A 15663-nucleotide genomic window follows, 5' to 3' on the forward strand; every position below is an offset into this window, starting at 1 on the left:
TCGGTGATCTGGGTCACTGCCGGTGTGGTGGGCAAGGTCACGGCAATGCCGGTGCCGCCAGTAGTGCCGGTGACGGTGACGCTGATCTGGCTAGGGTCGTTATAGACAGTGTCGTTCGGCGCCAGGGGGACGTTGACGCTGCCGGTCAGTTGCCCGGCGGGAATCACGATCACTGCGCCGTTGGACAAGGTCACGATCAGGTTGGTCTGAGGCGCCTGGGTGACGGTCGCGGTGTAGACCAGCACGCCGCCGGCCTCGGTCAGGGTCGGGGTGGCGCTCAGGGTCAACGTCGAATCAAGCACCGCGTTGGCAGTGGTATCGGCGTCGGTGTCGCCGCCGGTGATGTCATCGTCAGCGGCCGCGGCTGCGCTCAAACCCTCAGTCGGGAACCCGATGGTCGGGTCGACGCTGCCAGCGGTGGCATCCAGCATCACAACGCTGTGGCCGCCACCGGCGGCCCCACCCGTACCTGCAGCAGTGGCGCCAGCGGCGGTGGCTTCAAGGGCGGTCGTCGGGTCGACGCCGGCGGCAATGGCCTGCTGCAGTTCTTCTACCGACGGTGCAGCCTGGGCAGTGGCCTGGGCGAGATCGGTGGAGGAGTCCGGGGCAGTGGCGCTCCACTGGGTGTCGCGACCCAGGTCCAGCGTGCGCCCATCGGCCAGTTCCAATGTAACGGCGCCAGCAGCGCCGGTGTCCAATTGATCGCCTGTGGACAGGCGGTCACCTTCAATGAGCACACGCCGGATGCCTTCGGGGGATACGACGAAAACCTGACCAACAATGCTTTTGACGACGGCAATAACACTGCTCATTGAAGACTCTCCGGGTGCCACGTTCAGTAGACTTCCATGTACCGAACAGCCTCTGGCTGCGCCGGTCTGGACGCTCTTGCTTCGCTAAATAAGGTTGTTTTGACGCTTCATGACGTCAATATTTTGGCTTGGTTTTTTTTGATTTTTTTGTTTATGCCAAACTATTGACCTTCTGCTGGCCATCCTAAACAATCGCTTCAGTAATGTCACATTGATATTTAAGCGGCGACCTGTTCTTTCGGTGCATGATTCACTGCCTGTTTCGAACTTTCCGACATACGGTCATCCCGGTTGCCATCATCCGATGCAGCGCCACCTTTCGCTGTGATTCAAGACAAGAGTTTCGGGAATAATCCAACCATGCGTTTGCACCTGTTCAAGGCTTTACCTTTCGCCCTCGCCGCCAGTTTCGTACAAGCACAAACCTTGCCGCAGGCTATGCAACAGGCGCTGGATGTCCATCCTGAGATTCAGGCCGGTGTGAACAGCCGACTGGCGGCGGACTACCAACTCAAGGCCGCTAAAGGCGGCTACCTGCCTAGAGTGGACCTTGCGGCGGGGTACGGTCGCGAAGGTACTGACAGTGTGACGACCCGCTCGGGCAGCAATAATCATTGGGAAACCTTGAACCGTAGCGAGTCCAGCCTGCGCCTGACGCAAATGGTTTTTGACGGTTTTGCGACGTCCAGCGAAGTGGGGCGTCAACAAGCCACCGTGAATGCCCGTGCCTATTCCTTGCTGGACGCGTCCGAGCGCACCGGATTGACCGTGGCCCAGGTTTATCTGGACGTGCTGACCCGACGCGAGTTCGTACGTCTGGCCGAGGAAAACCTCAAGAGTCACGAGCGCATCTTCGATCAAATCAAGCTGCGCACAGACCGTGGCGTGGGCAGCGGCGCCGATCTGGATCAGGCTGAGGCGCGCATGGCCCAGGCCCGCAACAACCTGATCACCGAGCAGACCAATCTGGCCGACGCCGAGACCAACTACCTCAGCGCAGTGGGCCAGATGCCCGACCAGCTGGAACGTCCCGCCGATTTTCTGGCGCTGTTGCCGGCCAACCTGAACGAAGCCCGTGCCCAGATGCTGGAGAACAGCCCGGTGTTGCGTTCCGCCGAAGCCGACATCGCGGCCGCCGAGCAACAGTACGAAGCCGCCAAGTCGAGCTTCTACCCCCGCTTCGACGCCGAGTTGGGCCGTACCGCCGACAACGATCTGGATGGTCAGAACGGTCACAACAACGAATGGCAAGCCATGCTGCGCATGCGTTTCAACCTGTACGCCGGTGGTAGCAACAAGGCGGATCTGGAGTCCAAGTCGTATCTGTCGAACCAGGCCCTGGACATCCGCAACAACGCCCTGCGTCAACTGACTGAAGAGTTGGGCCTGGCCTGGAACGCCCTCAACAACGCCAACGCCCAGGTACCGATTGCCCAGCAGTACGTCGATCACAGCGCCAACGTACGCACCGCCTACCAGCGGCAGTTCGGTCTCGGCGAGCGGACCCTGCTCGACTTGCTCGACAGCGAAAACGAGCTGTTCAGCGCCTCCCGCCGTCTGGCGGAGATCAAGAACGTGCAGTTGTTCAGCCAATATCGGATCAAGGCAACCATGGGGCAGTTGCTCAAAAGTCAGGGGGTTGTCGCGCCGTTGGCATCCGTTGTGCAGAATGACGTCAAGCCCAGGGTCCAGTTGCCTGGGATGAATTGAGTCATCCATCCCGTTTTGATCAGCAAAGAGTGCCCAGCGTGGAATCAGAAGTCAGTCGAGCCGAACTCATCCATGATCCACGCACGCTGCACGACGACCCATTGCTGGACGGCTTGCTGGCGCTTTGCATGCTCCATCAGAAGCCGGCCAGCGCGGCGATGCTCACCACCGGCCTGCCGTTGCCCAAGCAACGGCTGAGCGTCGAATTATTGTCGCGAGCGGCAGCACGTGCCGGTCTGCAAGGCCGGGTGCTGCAACGCAAGCTCGAGCAGATACCGACCATCGCCATGCCGGCCCTGCTGTTGCTCAAGGAGGGTCGTAGCGCGGTGTTGCTCGGCTGGGTCGGCGATGACCAGGCGCGTCTGCTGCTCAGCGAAAGTGATGGCGGCGAAGTGACGGTCAGCCGTGAACTGCTGGCCGACGACTACAGCGGCAAAGTGTTCTTCGCTCAACCGCAACACAAATTCGACGTGAACCACGGCACGCTCATTCCTCGGGCGCGTTCGTGGTTCCGCGACACGCTCAAGCGCTCGCGCTGGCTGTACGCCGACGCCATCGCTGCCAGCTTGCTGATCAACATTATCGCCATGGCGGCGCCGCTGTTCGTGATGAACGTTTACGATCGCGTGGTGCCGAACCAGGCCGAGTCCACCCTGTGGGTGCTGGCGATCGGTATTACCGGCGCCTATGTGTTCGACCTGATCCTCAAGATGTTGCGCAGCCTGTGCCTGGACCTGGCCGGCAAGAAAACCGACCTGATCATTTCGGCGACGCTGTTCGAGCGCATCGTTGGCATGGCCATGAAGTATCGCCCGGCACGGGTGGGCAGCTTTGCCCAGAACATCCATGAATTCCAAAGCCTGCGGGACTTTCTCGCCTCGCTGACCCTTACCAGCCTGATTGACCTGCCGTTCACCTTGCTGATTTTCATGGTCATCGCGATCCTCGGTGGGCATCTGGTATGGATTCCGGTGCTGGCCTTTCCGATTGCCCTGCTGATCGGCTACGCCTTGCAAAAGCCCCTGGTGGCGACCATGGAGCGAACCATGGCCCTGGGCGCCGAGCGTCAATCCAGCCTGATCGAAACCCTGGCCGGTCTGGATGCGGTGAAGGTCAACAACGCCGAGAGCGAGCGCCAGTATCAGTGGGAACAAACCATCGGCACCCTCAGCCGCCTCGAGCTGCGGGTCAAGATGCTGTCCGGCCTGGCGATGAACATCACCTTGCTGATCCAGCAGTTGGCCGGGGTGATCATGATTGTCTTCGGCGTCTATCAGATCATTGCCGGCAACCTGAGCATGGGTGGGTTGATCGCTTGCTACATGCTCAGTGGTCGCGCCCTCAGCCCATTGGCGTCGCTGTCGGGTCTGTTGACTCGCTATCAGCAGGCGCGGGTGACCATGGTTTCGGTCGATCAGATGATGGAGCTGCCCCAGGAGCGCAACTTCGAAGAGCGCCCGTTGAGCCGTAAGGTCTTGCAGGGTGCCATCGAATGCCGTCAGTTGAATTTCACCTACCCGAACCAGCAGAACGCTGCGCTGAAGAACATCAACCTGGTGATCAAGCCCGGGGAAAAAATCGGCATCATCGGTCGTAGCGGCTCGGGCAAGAGCTCCCTGGCCAAGTTGCTGGTGGGTCTGTATCAACCGGACGACGGAGCGCTGTTGGTGGATGGCGTGGACATTCGCCAGATCGACGTCAGCGAGCTGCGCTACAACATCGGTTATGTGCCGCAGGATATCCAGCTGCTGGCCGGTACCCTGCGGGACAACCTGACCTCCGGCGCCCGTTACGTCGAGGACGAACTGGTGCTCCAGGCCGCCGAACTTGCCGGTGTGCATGAGTTCGCGCGCTTGCACCCGCAAGGCTATGAACTGCAAGTTGGCGAGCGCGGGCAGAACCTGTCCGGCGGCCAGCGACAGAACGTCGCCCTGGCCCGCGCGCTGCTGCTCAACCCGCCCATCCTGCTGTTGGATGAACCCACCAGCGCCATGGACAACACCGGTGAGGAACGCTTGAAACAGCGCCTGGCCGCCGTGGTGGAAAACAAGACCGTGCTGCTGGTGACGCATCGGGCATCCTTGCTGTCGCTGGTGGACCGCCTGTTGGTGATCGACCGTGGGCAGATCCTCGCCGACGGCCCGAAAGCCGCGGTGATGGAAGCGTTGAAGAAGGGGCAGATCAGTGTTGCTTAAGTCGGGTTTGAAAAATGCCGTGGGCCGCTATTTCAAGGGCTCGGACTCGCTGCATGGCCAGCCTCTGCCTGAGGTCAACAAAGCCCTGATCGAAGACGCTCCGCGAGTGGTGCGGCTGACGATCTGGGGGATCATCGGCTTCTTTGTCTTCCTGTTGCTGTGGGCCAACTTCGCGCAGGTCGACGAAGTGACCAAGGGCGACGGCAAGGCGATTCCGTCGTCCAAGATCCAGAAAATCCAGAACCTGGAAGGCGGGATCGTTGCCGAGCTGTTTGTCAGCGAAGGGCAGATCGTCGAGGCCGGCGCGCCGTTGATTCGCCTGGATGACACTCGGTTTGTCTCTAATGTGGGGGAGACCGAGGCTGATCGCTTGTCCATGTTGTTGCGGGTCGAGCGGCTGAGTGCCGAAGTCGATGACCGGCCGCTGAACTTCCCGGAGGACGTGCTCAAGGCGGTTCCGCGCCAGGCCGCCAGCGAAGAGTCGCTGTACATCAGCCGCCGCCAACAACTGCACGATGAAATCGGCGGGTTGCAGGAGCAGTTGATCCAGCGTCAGCAGGAGTTGCGCGAGTTTGTTTCCAAGCAGTCGCAGTACCGCTCCGCCCTGTCGTTGCAACGCCAGGAGATCAACATGTCCGAGCCGCTGGTAGCCCAGGGCGCGGTGTCACCGGTGGAAGTGCTGCGGCTCAAGCGGGCTGAAGTCGAAACCCGTGGGCAACTCGACGCCACGACACTGGCGATTCCCCGCGCTGAATCGGCGATCAAGGAAGTGCAGCGCAAGATCGATGAGACGCGCGGCAAGTTCCGCAGCGAAGCCCTGACCCAACTCAATGAGGCGCGTACCGACCTGAACAAGGCCCAGGCCACCGGCAAGGCTTTGGAGGATCGGGTAAGCCGTACACTGGTCACCTCGCCGGTGCGGGGTATCGTCAACAAGTTGCTGGTGAACACCATCGGCGGGGTCATCCAGCCCGGCAGTGACCTGGTGGAAATCGTGCCCCTGGATGACACGCTTCTGGTGGAAGCGAAAATCCGTCCCCAGGACATCGCCTTCCTGCACCCCGGCCAGGACGCCACGGTGAAATTCACCGCGTACGACTACACCATTTACGGTGGGCTGAAAGCCAAGCTGGAGCAGATCGGCGCCGACACCATCACCGACGAAGACAAGAAAACCACTTACTACATCATCAAGCTGCGCACCGAGCGCAGTCATCTGGGCACCCCTGAAAAACCCCTGTTGATCATCCCGGGCATGGTGGCCTCGGTGGACATCATCACCGGCAAGAAAACCGTACTCAGTTACCTACTCAAACCCATCATCAAGGCCCGGGCCGAGGCGTTGCACGAGCGGTAGTGTTTGAACTGCCCCCCTTACCACAAGTGCCGAGTTGTCTGGGCTGACGTCATCGCGAACGGGCTCGCTCCCACAGGGTGACTGGCTGTGTCGCGATAGTGAGTTGCCACGGTTGGACTAGGGGTATCGGAACTGGGCGTTTGTATATCCGGCTGCGGGGTTACCAGTACTCCGGTTTGATAGCGGGGGCTTTGTGGGTGGGTACTCGGGTGGGGAACTGGTGGGATTGGAGTTCCTCGCAGGTGACAACGCGGCGTGTCCAGTGGGCGTGCTGCTTTAGCGAACCTGGAGACGGGCGATTCAGCTCGGCTCTGTGGGGAAGAATGACGCCGACGGTTATTTCAGGAAAGTCTTCTCGTACGGCTCTCAAGGCCGGCGTCATGTCGGTGTCGCTGGATACAAGCACCAACTGCTCCAACCGTTCATGATGCTTCAGTTTCGTTTGCTTGGCAGCAGTTCGATACATGCTGATTGCCATGTGAACATCCGTTTCTTTCTCCTCCAGCTTCCAGATGTCGACTTTGTCGTTGCGAGACGCTTTCGTCTTTCTATCAATAAAGCGAGGGGCCTTGGCAGGTTCAAGTTGATGGTGACCGTAATGGACACAGATATGGGTGCTCTTCAGGGCGCGAATATAAGTGTCTTGCGCTTCTTTTGATGCTTGACCCCGGGTGGCCAATGACGGTTTGACCGAGGAGGTGAAGTAATCAACCGAGGAAGTGGTGCTCTGCGGATTTTCGATATGCGCGATATGCGACAACAGACTTCGCAGATCCAGCCACTTGTAAGGTGTGTCCGCGAGCAGCCCATAGAACAGGTTGTAGCCATCTACAAAAAATGCGGTTCGCACAAGCTCAATCCCCAGAAACGAAAAAACCGGCCTAAGCCGGTTTTTTCACCCCAACAGCCAGAAAATTGAATCTCTGCGTACGGGGTTGAGTAAAGCCATCCTAAGTTGAGCGTGACATGGCGTCAACTGCTGTTTGGTTTAGCTTTTTTCACCGGCAGATCAGTGTTGAGCGTATGCGCGGTGGGAGGTCAAACTCATTCTTTGTTTGATCTGTCAGCGTTTGTTACGAAATTGAGGGCTCCTGCGGGAAATACGAGAAATTCATCACCGAAAGCCGTTTTGTATGAGTGGAAGCTCTCACGATTCTGTGGGATTTGATACCGATTCATCTCAGCAAAAACCGAGCGCTTCTTGATCTCCTCTTTGGTCTTTTTGAAACAAGAGATTGCTTCCTCCTCCCTGCTACTCCCTTGACGCCCCCCACCGCTGTCGTAGACTCCGCCCATCCGTCAGGGAGTAACGGTTATGCGGCGTTCAGGTAGTTGGGTTTGGGGGTTGGTCTTTGTAACGTGCTGGGTGCAGGCGCAGACGCCTGTTTCCGATGATCCGCTGCTCGAGAGCGGCGTCAGGGCCAGTGCACCGAGCGGCAATGAGGCGCGTGGGGTGCTTCGGGCACGGGATCAGGCGGTGCTTGCCAGTGAGTTGGCCGGACGAATTGTCGAGTTGCCGTTCAGTGAGGGGGAGTCTTTCAAGCAGGGCGATACCCTGGCGCGTTTCGATTGTTCAGCGTACCAGGCTCAGCTCAATGCAGCTCGGGCCGCGAGCCGTGGTGCCAGCGAAGAACTGGCTCATAACAAGCAATTGGCGGCGTTGAAATCGGTCGGGCGTTTCGAAGTGGCACGCGCCGAGGCCAGGCTCAGCGAAGCGCAGGCGCAGTCCCAGGTTTATCAGGTCCAGGTCAAGCGCTGCAGCGTGATCGCGCCGTTCGATGGGCAGGTGGTGGCGCGCGAGGTGCAGCGCTATGAAAGCGTGGCCGCCGGCGCGCCGTTGCTGGACGTGGTCGACAACCGCACCCTGGAAATCCATCTGCTGGTACCTTCGCGCTGGATGGGCAGGCTCAAGCCGGGCCAGTCCTTCACCTTTGTCCCCGATGAAACCGGCCAGCCGCTGCAAGCGACGGTCAAACGCCTTGGCGCGCGCATCGATGAGGGTAGCCAGACTTTGCTGCTGGTGGCGACGCTGCCCGACGCCAAAGGTCTGTTGTCCGGCATGAGCGGTACGGCGCGTTTCGCGGAGTTCAAGTGAACGCGCCGATCACGGGCAGCGCCGAACAGGTATTTGCCCGATTCCTCGACCTGGAGCGCCAGACGCGGGCTGCGCGTACCCCGGCGCAACTGAGTTACAGCCTGGTCAACGATGGTCAGGCCCTGTTCGGGTTCCGACATGCCGCGCTGTTGATCGCCGGCAAGGTCCAGGCGGTGACCGGCGTCAGTGCCGTGGATCCGAACGCACCGTTCGTGGCGTTTGTCGAGCAGGCGGTGGCGCAGCTGTTCAAAAAAGGCTTGCTGAACCAGGCCCGGGTAATTGCCGCCGAAGGGGTGAGCGACTCCATTCAGGCGGACTGGCGAAGCCTGTCGGCGGGGCAGGTATTCTGGCTGCCGTTGATCGATCATCAGGGGCAGGTGTTCGGCGGTTTGTGGCTGGCCCGTGACCTGCCATGGCCCCCCTCTGAACAAGTGCTGCTGTCGCAACTGGGCGACACCTATAGCCACGCCTGGCTGGCGCTGCAACCGCGCAAACCGTGGCGCTTGCGCTGGACCCGCAAGCGTCAGGTCGCCTTGGTGGCGGTGCTGCTGTTGGGCTTGCTGGTTCCTGTCCGTCAGTCGGTATTGGCCCCGGCCGAAGTGGTGCCGCTGGGCGGGCAGGTGGTGGCGGCGCCTTTGGACGGGGTGATCGCCCAATTCCTGGTCAAACCCAACCAGAGCGTCAAGAGCGGCGACTTGCTGTTGCGCTTCGAAAGCACCAGTCTCAAGGCCCAGGCCGATGTGGCCGAGCGCGTGTTGGGCGTGGCCGAGGCGGAACTCAAGGCCAATTCCCAGCGCTCGTTTGCCGACGCTGAATCCAGTTCGAAGATTGATCTGTTGGCCGCTCGCGTCGAGCAGAAACGCGCCGAACGCGACTATGCAATCGAGTTGCTCAAGCGCAGTGAAGTGCGCGCCGAACGGGACGGTATTGCGGTATTTGCCGATGCAGAACGTTGGCTCGGCAAGCCGGTGCAGACGGGGGAGCGGTTGATGGAAATCGCCGACCCGAACCAGGCCGAATTGCGTATTGAGCTGGCGGTGGGCGACGCGATTGACCTGGCCCCCGGTGCCCAGGTGGCGTTGTTCCTCGACAGCGACCCGTTGCAGCGACACCTGGCCAGGCTCGAACGTTCGGCCTACGAGGCGCAACCCACAGCTGCCGGGCAACTGGCGTATCGCCTGGACGCGCGTTTCGATGACGCGGCGCCGCGCATCGGCCTGCGGGGCACGGCGAAAATTTTCGGCGATCGCGCGCCGCTGGCGCTGTACCTGTTGCGTCGACCACTGGCCGGCTTGCGCCAGAGCGTGGGTCTGTAGCATGGGACTGCCGAGCCTGCGGCCAGACCTGCAATTGTCCCCGGCGGCCCCGGACCCGGACGGCTCCCCTCAATGGACCCTTGCCGATCCGGTACGCGGGCGCTATTTCAAGCTTGGCGCGGCGGCGATGCGCATGCTGCGGCACTGGTCCCTTGGTGAGCCGGAACAGGTGCTGCAAGCCGCGAACCGTGAGCCGGGCCTTCCGCTCAATAATGAGTCGCTGGAGCAATTGCTGGGCTTTTTGCGAGGTCACGATCTGATCAGCGCCATGGACCCGCAACAGCGCGACAGCTATCAGTTCAAGACAGCCGCCCAGCGCCAGAGCCTGTGGCAGATCCTGCTGCACCAGTATCTGTTTTTTCGCATTCCGTTGTGGCGCCCGGATGCTTTTCTCAATCGCGCCTGGCCGCTTCTCGCACGGTACGGGCCCGCCATCCTGCGGTATGGCATGCCGCTGACCCTGGGCGTGGGTATTTTTCTGGTGTCGCGGGACTGGCAGCGCTTCGTGGCGACGTTTCCGCACCTGTTCAGCCTGGGTGGCGCGCTGGCATTCGCGGTGGCGTTGTTCTTCGCCAAGTTGTGCCACGAGTTCGGTCATGCCTTCATGGCCAAGCGCGCCGGTTGCCGTGTGCAGAGCATGGGCGTGGCATTCATGGTGCTGTTGCCGATGTTCTACACCGACGTCAGCGACGCCTGGCGGGTCAATGATCGTCGTGCCCGGCTGCTGATCGGCGCCGGCGGTGTACTGGCCGAATTGCTGCTGGCGTGCATCGCGTTGCTGGCCTGGTCGCTGTTGCCCGACGGACCGGCCCGCACTGCCGCGTTCATGTTGGCCAGCGCCACCTGGATCACCACGTTGATCATCAACCTGAACCCCTTCATGCGCTTCGACGGTTATTTTCTGCTCAGTGATTTCTGGGCAGTGGATAACCTCCAGGGGCGAGCGTTTGCGTTGTGCCGCTGGCGTTTGCGTGAAGCCTTGTTCGGTTATGGCGCGCCGGCTCCGGAACCCTGGACGCCGACAATGCGTCGTCGCTTGCTGGTGTGGGGATACGGCGCCTGGTTATGGCGCGCGGCGTTGTTTTTGGGTATTGCCCTGGCGGTCTATCACCTGTTCTTCAAGGTGCTGGGCATTTTCCTGATGTTGGTGGAATTGGTGTGGTTCATTTTTATGCCCATCGTGAACGAATGGCGGCAGTGGTGGAGCCGGCGCGAGCAGGCCCATGGTCCGCGAGTGCTGCTCAGTGGCCTGGTGTTACTGGCGTTGGCGTTGGTGCTGCTGTTGCCCTGGCGTAGCGCCGTGGAGGTGCCGGTCATGCTCGAGGCCGGTCGCGCCAGTGCCTTGCATGCGCCGGTGGCGGCGCGCATCAAACAAGTGAATGTGCATGACGGCCAGACCGTGGCCCAGGGCGATGTGTTGATCGAGCTGGAGTCGCCTGACATGGCCTCGCGCCTGGCGATTGTGCGTCGGGAAATCGAGATCCAGCAGTTGCAGATGCGTCGCCAGGCCGGCCGCAGCGAAACCGCCGCCGATGCCGGTATCGTCGAACAACAACTGGCCGAAGCGGTGGCCGAATACCGGGGCCTGGTCGCCCAGCGTGAGCGCCTGCTGTTACGCGCGCCCCATGCCGGACAGGTGCGTGATCTGTTACCACAGTTGTCGGTGGGGCGCTGGTTGTCGCCCACACAGCCGCTGGCGCGGGTGGTACAGGCCGACTCCCGCTTACGCGGCTACCTGACCGAAGCCGAGCTTTGGCGGGTCGAACCCGGGGCCACGGGGCGTTTCATTGCTGACGATCCGATGCACCCCTCGATTGCCGTGCAATTGAACGAGATCGACACCAATGGCGTGGCCTGGGTCGAGCAACAGGCGTTGACGTCGGATCACCACGGGCCGATCGCGGTACGGCGTGACTCGCAGCAACGGGCGGAGCCGGTGCAGGCGCAATATGGCGTGCGTTTGAGTGCTGTTGATAACACGCCTGCGCCGGCGCAACCGCTGCGTGGCGTAGTGGTGTTGCAGGGGCACGGTGAGTCGGTGTTGGGAGCGACCTGGCGTCGGCTGGCGGCGCTGGGTGTCAGGGAAAGCGGGTTTTAAGGAGCGAGCATGAATTCAGTGGCGGCGGAGGGGTTGGTGGTACGGCCATCGCAGGTCAGCGATGGGCCGTTTTTGCAGAGTCTTTACCAGACGGCGCGAGCGGATCTGCAATGGATCGACGGCGAGCACGAGCAAGTACAGCAGGTGGTTGCTCAGCAATTTCAGGTGCAGGAGCAAGGGCTTGGGGATAACTTCCCCAACGCCATGCATTACGTCGTGGAAAAGCTCGGTACCGCCATTGGCGCCTTGAGTACTGATTTTGGCCCCAATGAAATCCGTGTGTTGTACCTGGCGTTCATTCCCCAGGCGCGCGGGCAAGGTTACGGTCGGGCCGTGTTGCAAGGGGTACAAAAAGCCGCACAACAGATCCGCTGCCCGGTGGCGACCGTGGTCTGGAGCAGTAACCCGCACGCACGCCAGCATTACCTGGCATTGGGCTTTGAAGTGCAGGAGCGCAACCCGGCGGCGGAGCGGCTGGTTTGGTATCCGAAGGGGAACTGAGCTGCATCTGGCTCGTGTGGGAGCGAGCCTGCTCGCGATAGCGGTGGGTCAGTTTGAAGTGATGTTGGCTATGCCACCGTCATCGCGAGCAGGCTCGCTCCCACAAGGGATCATCAGTCTTCAGTTAAACGCAATGTAGAAATACCCCAGCGCCGGATCCCGTCCCATGGGCGGTATCCGCGACACGAACACCTCCTCAATCCGCCCCAGATCGGGCACCTCCAGCGCGCACAGCCCATCTACGAAGTCGGTGCTTTCCAGGCTGTTGAATTCAACGCTGAACGGCATGCGCTCAGCGTTCGGCATCTTCGCCCGTGGTGTTTCCTCAAGGAACTCGAACCGCACGGGCAGGCAGCTGCCGTCGGGCAGGGTCAGGCGGCTGGTCTGGCCCAGCAGCGGTTGAAAATGGCGGCTATGAACCTGTTGCAGCATGTCGACACTCCAAAAGCCGGAGGGCCGCAGCCCTCCGACTGTTCATCAGTTACGGGACGGGAAGAGACCGTTCAAGGCGACACTGAAGTTGATCGCCAGGAACGGGTTCATGATCGCCATCGGCATGCCGCTGCCCGTCGGGGAAATCGTGCCGTCGATGGTGGTGCTCACGCCCTTGACCGGGATCGGCGAGGCACCTATCTGGTCGGAATAGATATTCGCCGCGCCCGGGCCAGTGCCCGAGGTGCCGATGAACGAATTGGTGGCCGTTGGTGTGTTCACCGGGTTGCTGGCTGGGTTCGCCAGTTGCAGGGTGGTGGAGGCGGTGAGTCCCGCCATAGTGTGAGTGTGGGTGGGCAGGTTGTTGAGCGTCGGGGTGACGTTTTCGGTGCCGGCGACTTCGCCGATGACCCGCGGCGTCAGGCCCAGGCCGTTGCCTTGTCCCAAGAGCGTGCGGCCTTGCAGATTGGGGAGCATGAAGTTGGTGGTGCCGTTGCCTCCGTAGTACGTGCCGAGCAGGGAGAACAGCGCCTGGTATTGGGAAATGCCGAGTGTCTGCCCGTTGCACAGCGCCCACCCATTGGGGGCGAAGTTAAAGGCGAACGGCTGGATGGTGCCCATAAAGACTTCCATAGATTCCTCATCCCTTCAGATTGTTGGTTTGGCAATGCCGACAGGGACCAAGGGAGAGGATTGCGATCAGCCCGACTTCTTCACTCCCTGGCCTGGTCACGCACGGCTGAGCGTAGACCGAGATATTTCATTCTGCTGGGCTGGAAGGGAGGAAAAATGTTGCCTAGGGGCTTAATCGATTCAGGTTCGCATGGCGCCTATACCGTCCATCTTTTTTACAGATCTGGCTGGGTTTGATATCAAAGTAGTACTAGTCGCGGATTATTTCCTCAGCTACGCTTTGCGCTACAAATGGAATACAAACAAGGTGAAGGGATTGCCGCAGTTTCACTTTATTTCCGGTTTACCGCGCTCGGGCTCGACCCTGCTTTCTGCCATTTTGCTGCAGAACCCGCGCTTTCATGCCGGCATGACCAGCCCCGTCGGTTCGCTGTTCAGCAGCGTCCTGCAGCAATGCAGCGCCGGCAGTGAGTTTGGCTCGGTGATCGATACCGACCTGCGCCGTCGCCTGTTGCGCGGGCTGTTCGACTCCTACTACGCCGACAAGGCCGACAAACCCGTCATCTTCGATACAAATCGCCAGTGGTGCGCCCGCTTGCCTGCGTTGCAGGACCTGTTCCCCCAGGCCAAGACCATCGCCTGCGTGCGCAACGTCGCCTGGGTGCTGGACAGCCTGGAGCGGCTTTACCGCGCCAATCCGTTCGAGAACACCAAGCTGTTCAATGACGATGACGAGCGCAACACCGTCTACAGCCGCTGCGAAACCCTGGCCCAGCGCAACCGCCTGGTTGGCTTTGCCTGGACAGCGCTCAAAGAGGCGTATTACGGCGAAAACGCCGAGTCCATGTTGATCGTCGACTACGACCTGTTGAGCCAGGCCCCGGAGCGGGTGATGCGCCTGGTGTACGAGTTCATCGGTGAGCCCTGGTTCGAACACGACTTCAATCACTTGACCTACGACGCACCGGCCTTCGACCAGGCCTTGGGCGTTGCCGGCCTGCACAAGGTCAAGCCCAAGGTCGCGCCGCAAGCCCGGCGGACCTTGTTGCCGCCGGATCTGTTTGAAAAGTATGCCGAGTTGTCGTTCTGGCGCGATGGGTCCGCCAGCGCCGCCAATGTCATTCGTATGAAAACCGACGCCGCGGTCAGCTGACTCGCGGTTTTTTTCATTTGCGTGTTTAAAAAGTTCGAGTCCAGGTGAACGTCATGTGGTGGAGCAAAGGCAAATCGCGGGTAACCGAGGGCGCACAGGCCCTGGCATCGCCAATGATCATGTCCCTGGAGCCGCGAATGCTGTTCGACGGCGCGGTGGCGGCGACCGTGGCCGATGCCGCACAGGCGGACGCCCAGCCCACTGCAGACGCGGCCAAGACGCCTGCGGCTGACCAGGCTTCAGACAGCCACGCGCCTCAAGGGCAGACCGATGCCACCCAGGCCGCTGTGCCCGGCAAGGCCGTGGTGTTTGTCGATTCCCGGGTCAAGGACTCTGCCAGCCTCCTTGAAGGCGTTGCGCCCGGTACCCAGGTGGTGCAACTGGATGCTACCAAGGACGGCCTGCAACAGATCGCCGATTACCTGGACACCCACCAAGGCATCAGCTCGGTGCAGATCATCGCCCACGGCAACGCCGGCGATCTCTGGTTGGGCAACAGCTACCTGTCGGCGGACAACGTTGAGGCCCGCAGCGAGGTGCTGGCGCAGATCGGCCAGGACATGAACGCCGGTGGCGATATTCTGATCTATGGCTGCTACACCGCTGAAGGTGACCGTGGCCTGAGCCTGGTCAATTCACTGGCGCAGTTGACCGGCCGCGACGTGGCGGCGTCCATCGATCGCACGGGCCTTGGCGGCGACTGGGACCTGGAAATCGCCACCGGCAACATCGAAAGCGCCAACGTGCTCTCTGCCAATGCCATGAGCGAGTACCAATGGGGCCTGGCCACCTGGACCGCTACCAACAACCTCAATTCCGGTATTGGTTCTCTGCGCGCCGCTTTGGATTCTGCGCAGAATGGTGACATTGTCACGTTCAATGCCGGCATGACTGTCGCGCTGACCCAGGTGCTGGTGGTCGACAAGAACGTCACCATCGATGGCGATCTCAACAACGACAACGTGGCCGACGTCACCCTCGATGGGCAATACCGCACCCAGATCATCAACGTGACGGCCGGCACCACGGCGACCCTCGATGGCCTGGTGATTACTCGCGGTATGGTGGCGGGTAACGGCGGTAATGGCGGCGACGATGCGCTGGTGTCAAAGGGGGGCGGGATCTATAACGCCGGCACCCTGACCCTGAGGAACGTCACCGTCACCGCGAACGCCGCTTCGGGTGGCGGCGGCGGTGGTGGTGTCACGCCGCAATACGCCGGCGGCGGTGGTGGCGGCGGTGGCGCGATCACTGGCGGTACGGGCGGCAAGGGCGGCGATACCCTCAACGCCACGGGCTCCAACGGCTCGGCCGGCCAGGGCGGCGCCGGGGGGGGCTTCTTCAACATGGGCGGGCGTGGT

13 protein-coding genes are annotated in these 15663 nt (G+C 61.2%); 9 read left to right on the plus strand and 4 right to left on the minus strand.

All coding sequences use genetic code 11. From position 1 onward, the window contains the following. Window positions 1-812, minus strand: an 812-nt coding sequence (locus tag GSM73_RS03080) for a retention module-containing protein (RefSeq protein WP_372241355.1), incomplete at its 3' end; no start/stop codon positions are given. Window positions 813-1172: 360 nt separating this feature from the next. Between GSM73_RS03080 and GSM73_RS03085 the strand changes: the two genes are divergently transcribed. Genes GSM73_RS03085 through GSM73_RS03095 form a run of 3 tightly spaced genes read left to right on the plus strand, consistent with a single transcriptional unit; the run spans window position 1173 to window position 6074 of the window. Next, a complete protein-coding gene (locus GSM73_RS03085; protein WP_047230445.1) occupies window positions 1173-2522 on the plus strand; it encodes a TolC family outer membrane protein in 1350 nt (449 codons plus the stop codon). 38 nt (window positions 2523-2560) lie between these two features. Beyond that, complete coding sequence (locus GSM73_RS03090) at window positions 2561-4717, plus strand: type I secretion system permease/ATPase (RefSeq protein WP_076383240.1); 2157 nt, start codon at window positions 2561-2563, stop codon at window positions 4715-4717. Beyond that, complete coding sequence (locus tag GSM73_RS03095; RefSeq protein WP_047230443.1) at window positions 4707-6074, plus strand: HlyD family type I secretion periplasmic adaptor subunit; 1368 nt, start codon at window positions 4707-4709, stop codon at window positions 6072-6074. Before GSM73_RS03090 ends, GSM73_RS03095 begins: the two co-directional genes overlap by 11 nt. 160 nt (window positions 6075-6234) lie before the next feature. Here the strand turns inward: GSM73_RS03095 and GSM73_RS03100 are convergent, their stop codons facing one another. Then, a complete protein-coding gene (locus GSM73_RS03100; protein ID WP_047230442.1) occupies window positions 6235-6924 on the minus strand; it encodes an NYN domain-containing protein in 690 nt (229 codons plus the stop codon). A gap of 465 nt (window positions 6925-7389) precedes the next feature. Here GSM73_RS03100 and GSM73_RS03105 point away from each other — a divergent pair, with 465 nt between their 5' ends. The 4 genes from GSM73_RS03105 to GSM73_RS03120 are packed head-to-tail and all read left to right on the plus strand — an operon-like array spanning window position 7390 to window position 12084. Next, the gene (locus tag GSM73_RS03105; protein ID WP_047230440.1) at window positions 7390-8169 is read left to right on the plus strand and encodes an efflux RND transporter periplasmic adaptor subunit; all 780 of its coding nucleotides are present in this window, start codon (window positions 7390-7392) and stop codon (window positions 8167-8169) included. Further along, complete coding sequence (locus tag GSM73_RS03110) at window positions 8166-9485, plus strand: efflux RND transporter periplasmic adaptor subunit (RefSeq protein WP_160891534.1); 1320 nt, start codon at window positions 8166-8168, stop codon at window positions 9483-9485. Before GSM73_RS03105 ends, GSM73_RS03110 begins: the two co-directional genes overlap by 4 nt. Before the next feature lies 1 nt (window position 9486). Then, on the plus strand, window positions 9487-11583 hold the full coding sequence (locus GSM73_RS03115) for a biotin/lipoyl-binding protein (protein WP_160891536.1): 2097 nt from the start codon (window positions 9487-9489) through the stop codon (window positions 11581-11583). 9 nt (window positions 11584-11592) lie between these two features. Then, on the plus strand, window positions 11593-12084 hold the full coding sequence (locus GSM73_RS03120; RefSeq protein ID WP_139048781.1) for a GNAT family N-acetyltransferase: 492 nt from the start codon (window positions 11593-11595) through the stop codon (window positions 12082-12084). Between the two features lie 120 nt (window positions 12085-12204). On the opposite strand, the gene GSM73_RS03125 is transcribed toward GSM73_RS03120, so the two are convergent. Both GSM73_RS03125 and GSM73_RS03130 read right to left on the minus strand, forming a co-directional pair. Beyond that, window positions 12205-12516: a hypothetical protein gene (locus tag GSM73_RS03125; RefSeq protein WP_160891538.1), complete on the minus strand. Its 312-nt coding sequence runs from the start codon at window positions 12514-12516 to the stop codon at window positions 12205-12207. A gap of 45 nt (window positions 12517-12561) precedes the next feature. Continuing rightward, entirely contained in the window at window positions 12562-13149 is a 588-nt protein-coding gene (locus GSM73_RS03130) for a phage tail protein (protein WP_139048783.1), read from the minus strand. Window positions 13150-13456: 307 nt separating this feature from the next. Here GSM73_RS03130 and GSM73_RS03135 point away from each other — a divergent pair, with 307 nt between their 5' ends. Together GSM73_RS03135 and GSM73_RS26765 are read left to right on the plus strand one after the other, a co-directional pair. Next, window positions 13457-14302, plus strand: coding sequence for a sulfotransferase (locus GSM73_RS03135; protein ID WP_047230434.1), 846 nt, complete (start codon window positions 13457-13459; stop codon window positions 14300-14302). A gap of 53 nt (window positions 14303-14355) precedes the next feature. Then, the coding region (locus GSM73_RS26765) for a DUF4347 domain-containing protein (RefSeq protein WP_256676672.1) at window positions 14356-15663 on the plus strand (1308 nt) is incomplete at its 3' end.

The sequence above is a fragment of the Pseudomonas sp. PICF6 genome, from assembly GCF_009831705.1.
In the GTDB taxonomy this organism is placed as follows: Bacteria; Pseudomonadota; Gammaproteobacteria; order Pseudomonadales; family Pseudomonadaceae; genus Aquipseudomonas; species Aquipseudomonas rhizophila.

Excerpts from the sequence above, each read along its gene's own strand:
- GSM73_RS03125 (WP_160891538.1), bottom strand. The coding sequence starts at position 12,516 with ATGCTGCAACAGGTTCATAGCCGCCATTTTCAACCGCTGCTGGGCCAG.
- GSM73_RS03085 (WP_047230445.1), top strand. The coding sequence starts at position 1,173 with ATGCGTTTGCACCTGTTCAAGGCTTTACCTTTCGCCCTCGCCGCCAGT.
- GSM73_RS03130 (WP_139048783.1), bottom strand. The coding sequence starts at position 13,149 with ATGGAAGTCTTTATGGGCACCATCCAGCCGTTCGCCTTTAACTTCGCC.
- GSM73_RS03105 (WP_047230440.1), top strand. The coding sequence starts at position 7,390 with ATGCGGCGTTCAGGTAGTTGGGTTTGGGGGTTGGTCTTTGTAACGTGC.
- GSM73_RS03120 (WP_139048781.1), top strand. The coding sequence starts at position 11,593 with ATGAATTCAGTGGCGGCGGAGGGGTTGGTGGTACGGCCATCGCAGGTC.
- GSM73_RS03115 (WP_160891536.1), top strand. The coding sequence starts at position 9,487 with ATGGGACTGCCGAGCCTGCGGCCAGACCTGCAATTGTCCCCGGCGGCC.